Origin of the sequence: Collimonas fungivorans, assembly GCF_028292705.1 — a bacterium.
Lineage (GTDB): Bacteria > Pseudomonadota > Gammaproteobacteria > Burkholderiales > Burkholderiaceae_D > Collimonas > Collimonas fungivorans_B.
Map to the genome: position 1 here is coordinate 1 of NZ_JAQGLV010000273.1, position 7,328 is coordinate 7,328.

Annotated in this window: 9 protein-coding genes and 1 pseudogene; 2 read left to right on the plus strand and 8 right to left on the minus strand. The window is 59.7% G+C overall.

Annotation, left to right across the window (positions count from 1 at the left end; translation table 11 throughout):
- Window positions 1-371 (minus strand): NAD(P)-binding domain-containing protein (locus JWQ61_RS15215; protein WP_304361272.1); only part of this gene is annotated, 371 nt, incomplete at its 3' end.
- A 98-nt stretch (window positions 372-469) separates the two neighbouring features.
- A complete protein-coding gene (locus JWQ61_RS15220) occupies window positions 470-1,402 on the minus strand; it encodes a LysR substrate-binding domain-containing protein (protein ID WP_304361273.1) in 933 nt (310 codons plus the stop codon).
- Between the two features lie 174 nt (window positions 1,403-1,576).
- Here JWQ61_RS15220 and JWQ61_RS15225 point away from each other — a divergent pair, with 174 nt between their 5' ends.
- Together JWQ61_RS15225 and JWQ61_RS15230 are read left to right on the plus strand one after the other, a co-directional pair.
- Entirely contained in the window at window positions 1,577-1,876 is a 300-nt protein-coding gene (locus JWQ61_RS15225) for a DUF4148 domain-containing protein (protein ID WP_304361274.1), read from the plus strand.
- A 101-nt stretch (window positions 1,877-1,977) separates the two neighbouring features.
- Complete coding sequence (locus JWQ61_RS15230; protein ID WP_304361275.1) at window positions 1,978-2,391, plus strand: DoxX family protein; 414 nt, start codon at window positions 1,978-1,980, stop codon at window positions 2,389-2,391.
- 21 nt (window positions 2,392-2,412) lie between these two features.
- On the opposite strand, the gene JWQ61_RS15235 is transcribed toward JWQ61_RS15230, so the two are convergent.
- The 6 genes and pseudogenes from JWQ61_RS15235 to JWQ61_RS15260 form a co-directional block, all read right to left on the minus strand.
- A complete protein-coding gene (locus JWQ61_RS15235) occupies window positions 2,413-3,045 on the minus strand; it encodes a membrane integrity-associated transporter subunit PqiC (RefSeq protein WP_304361276.1) in 633 nt (210 codons plus the stop codon).
- Window positions 3,042-4,682 carry an intermembrane transport protein PqiB gene (locus JWQ61_RS15240; RefSeq protein WP_304361277.1) on the minus strand — a complete coding sequence of 547 codons (1,641 nt, stop codon included), beginning with the start codon at window positions 4,680-4,682 and terminating at the stop codon, window positions 3,042-3,044. The genes JWQ61_RS15235 and JWQ61_RS15240 overlap by 4 nt, the downstream gene beginning before the upstream one ends.
- Window positions 4,675-5,310, minus strand: coding sequence for a paraquat-inducible protein A (locus JWQ61_RS15245; RefSeq protein WP_304361278.1), 636 nt, complete (start codon window positions 5,308-5,310; stop codon window positions 4,675-4,677). The genes JWQ61_RS15240 and JWQ61_RS15245 overlap by 8 nt, the downstream gene beginning before the upstream one ends.
- Complete coding sequence (locus tag JWQ61_RS15250) at window positions 5,307-5,969, minus strand: paraquat-inducible protein A (RefSeq protein WP_304361280.1); 663 nt, start codon at window positions 5,967-5,969, stop codon at window positions 5,307-5,309. The genes JWQ61_RS15245 and JWQ61_RS15250 overlap by 4 nt, the downstream gene beginning before the upstream one ends.
- A complete protein-coding gene (locus tag JWQ61_RS15255) occupies window positions 5,969-6,634 on the minus strand; it encodes a DUF3313 domain-containing protein (RefSeq protein WP_304361279.1) in 666 nt (221 codons plus the stop codon). The genes JWQ61_RS15250 and JWQ61_RS15255 overlap by 1 nt, the downstream gene beginning before the upstream one ends.
- Window positions 6,635-7,023: 389 nt before the next feature.
- Window positions 7,024-7,328 (minus strand): annotated as a pseudogene (locus JWQ61_RS15260) (TetR/AcrR family transcriptional regulator); the annotation flags it as partial.

A 7,328-nucleotide genomic window follows, 5' to 3' on the forward strand; every position in this document is an offset into this window, starting at 1 on the left:
GCCGGCGGTCCCATGAAGACGGGGCAGTGCAGGTACTTCAATCCGGCCGCGTGCAGCCGTTCGGCCCGTTTGGCTGTGAGCGCCGGCAAGGTCGTGGTGTGGTCAATCAGGATTGCGTCGGGCGATAGTCCGCTGCGCGCCGCCTCAATAACCTCATCGACCACGGCGTCGTCCTTCACCACGATATGCACTCTTGCAGCGCCTCGGACTGCTTCGGCGGGCGTTGCAGCAGCCGTCACGCCGAACTGGGCAAGGGCGTGAACCTTGTCGATGGAACGGTTCCATGCGGTTACCGAATCGCCGCGTTTTGCGGCGGCCTCAGCGAATGCGCCGCCGAGCAGACCGGTACCGAGAAAAGCGATGTTTGCCATGACTGTATCCTTTTGAAATTAAATCTGAAGAGCAGAATGGCAAAATATAACACCGGAACAATTTCGACGAGCGCAGCCAACGCATTGTTCGCAGATCGTCAATTGTTTCCGGACAATAATGCGATCCTGGCCGGCAGTTCCGCCTTCAGAAATTCTATATATGCCCGCACAGCGGGGACCAGGCCGCGCCGGGTCGGGAATACCAAGCGCACCTGTCCCGATGGAGGATGCCAGTCGGGCAGCACACGTTGCAGGGACTTCTGCGCCAGGTCCTCCGAGCATGCATGGCGCGGTAAGGCTATCACTCCCATATGCGCCAGCGCTGCCTTTTTAAGAAGCCGGATGTTGTCGCTTCTCATGCGCGGCTTTAATGTAACCGCCTGCTGTTCGCCTGCCTGGTTGAGCAATCGCCATGTCGGTGCTTCTTCTTCCATGCCAAACACTAGCGCGTCCAGCGAGGCCAGGTCGGCCGGACATTGCGGCTGTCCGGCACGCTCTATAAAGGACGGACTGGCATAGAGGCCCCACGGGGTTGAGCACAAGTTGGTTTGGACCAGGCTGGAATTCTCCAGCGCCTGTGAATTGATCCGCAAGGCTACATCGATCCTCTCTTCGATCAGGTCCACGTTGCGATTGGTGATCTGCGTCATGACCTGGACTTTTGGATACATGGCCATGAAGCGCGGCAACAGATCGCTCAGGATCAAATCGATCATTCCTTCCGGAGCGCTGAAGCGCATCACGCCGACCGGCTCGACCAAGGTGCGCTGCACGACATCCTCGGCGGCATGGGCTTCGATGATCATCGCGACACAATGCTGGTAGAACTGGGAGCCAACCTCGGTAAGCGCGATCCGGCGTGAGGTCCGGTGCAGCAGCCGGACTCCCAGCACTTTCTCCAGTTCCGCGGTACGCCGGCTCAGCCTGGATTTCGGTATGTCCAGGGCATCTGCCGCTGCCGTGAAGCCGCCGCGGTCAACCACCTGGACAAAAAAGTACAGGTCGTTGAGGTCGATAGTCAGTTTTTTCATCAAAAGTTCCGCCTTTATCGTTCCATATACAGAACGGAAGATCGCATTTTAGCTAATTTATCTAAATTATCTTTGCGCATAGTATCAATCACACGGAAAGACAGGCTGGCAACAAGTTTCACAGACTGTCGACACCGTCGCCATCCCGGCTCATATTTCTACTGAAAGCGCAAAATGAATATCCTGAAAATTGCAGTTGCCGCGGCTCTCGTTGCCGCCACCGGCTCCGCTCTTGCTGATGCCACCTATCCACCGGAAGTTCCTTTTGTCTCGAGCAAGACGCGCGCAGAGGTCGTGGCTGAATTGCAGCAAGCGAGCGACCAGGGCAGCCTGAACTATGCCGCTTCTGCTTACCCGGTGCTGCAGCCTGTTGCCTCGACCAAGACCCGCGCCGAAGTCAAGGCGGAGCTGAAAACCGATCCGGTTGTTGCGAACCGGGATCTGGACGAGCTTCGCGACAATGTCGGGCATTGAGCAAATGGCCCGTGGTCAAGCCATGCTGAGAGAAGAACGTGGTGATGCGCCATGCGTGTCACCACGGTATTGAATTATTGAATCATGGAATATTAAAAATCATGCAAACTTCACCAGCACTGTATCGCATCGGCCGTACCCTTCTTGCTTCACTGTTCGTGGTTTCCGGCGTGCTCAAGATCACTGCCTTTTCCAGCGTGGTCGCCTATATGGACCGTATTGGCGTGCCGTTTGCGACCATCGCCGTGCTGATCTCGATCCTGGTTGAGGCTGGCGGAGGCCTGGCGCTCCTGAGCGGCTGGCAGGTCCGTCCGGTCGCCGTGATCGTGGCCTTGTTCACGGCGATAGCCACATTGACTGCGCATCGGTTCTGGCAAGTAGAACCTGCCGGCATGCAGAATCAGCTCAACCACTTCTTGAAAAATATTGCAATTATTGGGGCTCTGCTGATGTTGGCTGCAACGGATGACAACCGTATAAAAAATAAGATAGCCGCATCGAAAAATTTAAAATGAGATGTGAACCCCACTTTCACGTCAAGGGGTTCGCTGTTGCTGTGATAGCGGTGGCAGCGTATGTATTGCTGCCGCGATATCGCCTGCGGTGTTAACGATAATTTGCTGGTAGGCGGCCACCACGCTATTCACTTTCCCCGATGTTGGCAACTCTGCCTGCGTCTGACCCGACGTCAATTTGCGGTCTGGAAAACGCTGCACCGTCCAGTTGATGATCGCAGCAGCGCGGTTTCCAAGTCCGGCATCCATACGCACTACTTCGACGGTAATGCGGTACATCGGCGCCACCCTGGATACACCCTGATGGTAGATGTCTACCGCGCCCAGGCTGGCTTGCAGCTCTTGCGACAAGGCGTCGCGCAACTCGTCGGGAAGCGGCGCCGACCAGCGATCCTGCTCCATCACCTTGAGCGCGCCGTTACCGTCCTCTAGAAGCAGGTTGGCGCGGTTGAGACGCTCGGGCACGCGGACCGGCGGCACTTCGATCAATAACGGCTCTTTGCTCTGGACGGGGATTGGCGCGACGCCCGCATCGATGGCCGGCCCCGGCGCCAGTGTGTAATAACGCGGTTCGGGCGAGGCGCAGCCAGCCAATGCAGCCGCCGCGAGCAACAGTTCTGCCGACAGCATGGGCAGTTTGACAGAGGGGATCATGGTTGCTCCGTAGCGGCTTTCCCGCGCAGCAGTGCTTCGGGATGGCGTTCCAGGTAGTCGGTCAGGTTACGCAGGGAGGCGGCGCTGCGTGTCAGTTCCTGCATCATGCGGCGTGTGTCTTGCTGCAGGGGAGCGTTCGGAGCCAGCGTCTCGTTTGCGGTCTGCAGAGTCTGGTGTGCGTCCCGCAGCGCGGCTGCGAATTGCGGCACGACATCGACGTTGACCTGGGCCATCAGTTTGTCGGCATTGTTCAGCATCTTGTCCAGCGCCGCCATCGAGGTACGCAGGTCCCGGCCAATCTGCTCGAACGGTACGTTGTCGATCTTGTTGACGATGGAGCCTAGCTTGGCCTGCAGCTCGTCAAGCGTGCCGGGCGTGGTGGCCAGTTCAGGCACGGGGCCGTCGACGCTGATCCTGACCGGCGCCGCCTTAGGGAAAAAATCAAACGCCACGTAGAGCTGGCCGGTCAACAGGTTGCCGTTGCGCAGCTGGGCACGCAGGCCGCGCTTGTTCATGGTGTCGGCGATTTCGTATGCTTTCTGTTTGTCTTCCAGGTCGCGCGGGCTGAAGCCCATGCGGGATGGATAAAGTTCCACTACCACGGGAAAGCGGAAGGTTTTCCTGTCGCGCTGATATTCGATCCCGATCGAGCGTACCTGGCCCACCACTATGCCGCGAAAATCCAGCGGTGATCCTGGCGATAACCCGCGCACGGACTGGTCGAAATTGAGCACGGCAAGCGCCGGCTTCAGTTCTTCTGGGGGCTTCATGGCCTCTGCCTGGTCGCTTGCCAGCATGAAGCGCGTGTTCTCGCCGGCTGCGGCAACGGCCCTGGAATTGTCGGGATCCTGGAAGGCCACGCCGCCAAGCAGCATGGTGGAGAGCGCTTGCGTATTGACCTTGAGGCCGCCGGCGTCGAGCTTGATGTCTATGCCGCTGGCGTGCCAGAAACGGGTGTTGGCAGTGACCAGCTTGTCGTAGGGCTGATCGATGAACACCCGCAAGGAAAGGTCGCGGCCGTTGGGTTCGAGCTGGTAAGCAACCACCTGGCCTACCCGCACGCGCCGGTAGTAGACCGGGGAACCGATGTCGAGCGAGCCAAGGTCGGCGGCGCGCAACACGAATTGCCTGCCGGAGGCATCGGTGGATACCGCCGGCGGCACTTCCAGCCCGGCGAACGTATAGCTGCGCGCAGCCGACTTGCCGGCGTCCACGCCGATATAGGCGCCGGACAGCAGTGTCTCCAGGCCTGAAATGCCCGAGATGGCAAAGCGCGGGCGCACTACCCAGAAACGAGTGTCTTTCGCCAGAAAGCTCTTGGCATCGTTGCCCAGGGCTATGGTGGCGATCACATGAGAACGATCCGGCGCCAGGCGCAGGGACTTGACCACGCCGATATCGACTGCCTTGTAGCGCACCGGAGTCCTGTTGGGCACAAGTCCGTCCGCGGTGCGGAACGTCATCGTGATCTCGGGGCCGCGCTCGGACAAGGTGTGTATCAGCAGCGACAAGCCGGCGATGGCGGCGACGATGGGAATCAGCCATACCAGCGAAGGCAGCCAGCGCGTGCGCCGGCGGAGTGCCGGACGCAGTGGCGCAGGCGGCGCCGGAAGATTAGAAGTATCGGGTTCAGTCATGGTTTGCATCCAGCGAATCCCACAGCAGGCGGGGATCGAAGCTCAGGGAAGCGAGCATGGTGAGCACCACCACGGCGGAGAAAGCCAGGGCTCCCGGCCCGGGGATGATGGTAGCCAGTTTGCCGGCGTGCACCAGTGCGGACAGCATGGCTACAACGAAGATATCGAGCATCGACCAGCGGCCGATTGTTTCCAGCAGGCGGTACAGCCGGGTTTGTTGCGGGATGCGCCAGGCAGAGCGGAAATGCACGGAAACCAGCAGCATCGTCAAAGCCATCATCTTTAGCAGCGGCACCACTACGCTGGTGACCAGCACCACGATGGCCAGCGCCTTGGCATCCGAAATCCAGAGATAGGCGATGCCGGAGAGAATGGTGTCGCGCGAGGTCTCGAAAACAGACTGCGTGGTCATCATGGGCAGCAAGTTGGCGGGGATGTAGCAGATCACGGCTGACGCCAGGAAAGCCCAGGTGCGCGCCAGGCCATCGGGCTTGCGGCGGTGCAAGGCGGCGCCGCAGCGCGGGCAGGGCAGGCCGCCCAGCGTGTACGGGCTGAGCAGGTTGCAGGCGTGGCAAGGCATCAGTCCCATCGATGCAGCTGTCGGCACGGCAGGCAGCTGCACGTTCATTGCAGCGGTTCCTTCTTTACGTACTGCCACAGGTCGCGCGGATCGAACGACAGCATGACTGCCATCACTACGACCAGCGCACTGAACGACCACAGTGCAGCGCCAGGCACGATATCGGCTACGGTGGAAAGCTTGACCAGCGTTACCACCACGCCGAGCAGGTAGACCTCGATCATGCCCCATGGTCGCGTGCGCTGGATGCAGCGCAGGACATGCTCGAAGCCTGCCGGCAAACGATGCCGTGCCATCGGCGCCAGCAGGTAGAGCATCATCAGCATCTCTGCCAAGGGAAACAGGATGGTCGTCGCAAACACCAGCAGGGCCACCAGCGCCATGTTGCGATCCGCATACAGCGCCTGCACCGCTCCCCATAATGTGGTTTGCGTGTGTATGCCCTTGAGGTCCATCTCGACAATCGGAAAGACGTTGGACACCAGGAACAGGATGAGCGCGGTCACCACTAAAGGCAGCAGCCGATGATAGGCGCGCGTGCTCTCGCGGTACAGCGTGCCGCCGCAGCGCAGGCACTGTGCGCGTTCGCCTTCGGCGAGGTCGGTGCGCTGGTAAACGGCATCGCAGCATATGCAGGCGATCAGATGCCGGCGGCCTGCATCGGCAGCCGGAACATCCCGCGCTACTTCCGGGGCCGGGTCAGGCATCATTTCAGATGTTCAACCAGTGCATCCGCACCTTTTTCAATGCCGGCTTTCGATGCCGCCAGCGATCCCATGCTGGCCCCCAGATTCCAGGGGCGAGGGTATTGCTTGGTAATGAAGGCGCTGAGCAGGCGGTCGCTGGCCGCATCATAGAGTTCGACGGAGTAGATGACCGAACCTGTCAGCGTTCCTTCCCGGTTACGCGCATTCTGCACGCCGTTGTAGATGCCTCCCGCGATGTCGAAGCGTGAAAGGGTGGCAAGGACCGGTGTGTTGGTCTCCGCGCCAGTCAGCGTCAGTTTCAGGCGCAGCGTGTTTGGAGCCGGATCGCGGGCGAGCATGAAGCGAGGAGCCAGCTTTTCGGCGAACTTGGTTTGCATGTAGCTGGCGAGGACGTCCTTGTCCTTTTCCGGCATGTCCCCGAACTGCTGATCTGTCCCGCGGTAAACCACGACCGGGTCAACGATGATCGCGTTGTATTTTTTCCAGTTGGCTGTAGTCGAATAACTGTACGGAACACGTCCGGTATCGTCATTCTGGTTGGGCATCAGCTTGGATGACGACGAAATTCCCGAGTACGAATTCGGCTGCGTGGTCCCGCATGCGGCAAGCGCCATGCAGAACGCCGCAATCACCGCCAGCCGGCTCGCCTTGATGGATATGTGCATTTCAATTCCTCTTCAGATTTTTCCAGGAGACGACAGTCGTCGGCCTGGTGCTGCTTGGTGGACGAGCGGGGCATGAACGTGACGGAAATCCATGCCTGGCGGTACTGGGCAGGCTGAGCTGCGGCGCCCGGGCGATATCGAGATCAGCCCTCCAGCCGGCCCTTTCGCGCCAACTCAGGGAGCGAATATAGCACCGAATCTGATATTTGCAAACCGTCTGGTCGGTTTATTTTAAAGGGATTATCAAACTTCCCCGATACCTTTGCCATGCAGGAGGAGGCGTTGTAGCACGCTGTGCGGGTGGGATGGGCCAAGGCCCGTTCAGTGCGAAATTTCTATAATGCAATATTTGCAGCGCGGCCTCCGGTAAGAGGGCGCGCGATGCACTTCTAGGTCTTGCGAGGAGCCAGCCATTGCTGGCTGTCGAGCAGGCGCTCAAACAGGCGCTGGCGTTCTTCGTCCGAAAGCGGACATAACCCGAACAGGGAATTCAGGAGCAGACCCTTGGCCGCATACCAGCGCAGCATCGCCAACTCAGGATCGGCGGCCTCGGCCTTGATAGATTCGATCTTCTTGGCGTCGATCTCTTTGAAGACGGACAGCAGCCCGGGCTCTTCGCTGATGGCGCCGAGGATGGCAAAGGCGACCGATTGCTGTGTAGTGACGGCTTCGCGCGCTACCGCGATCTGTGTCG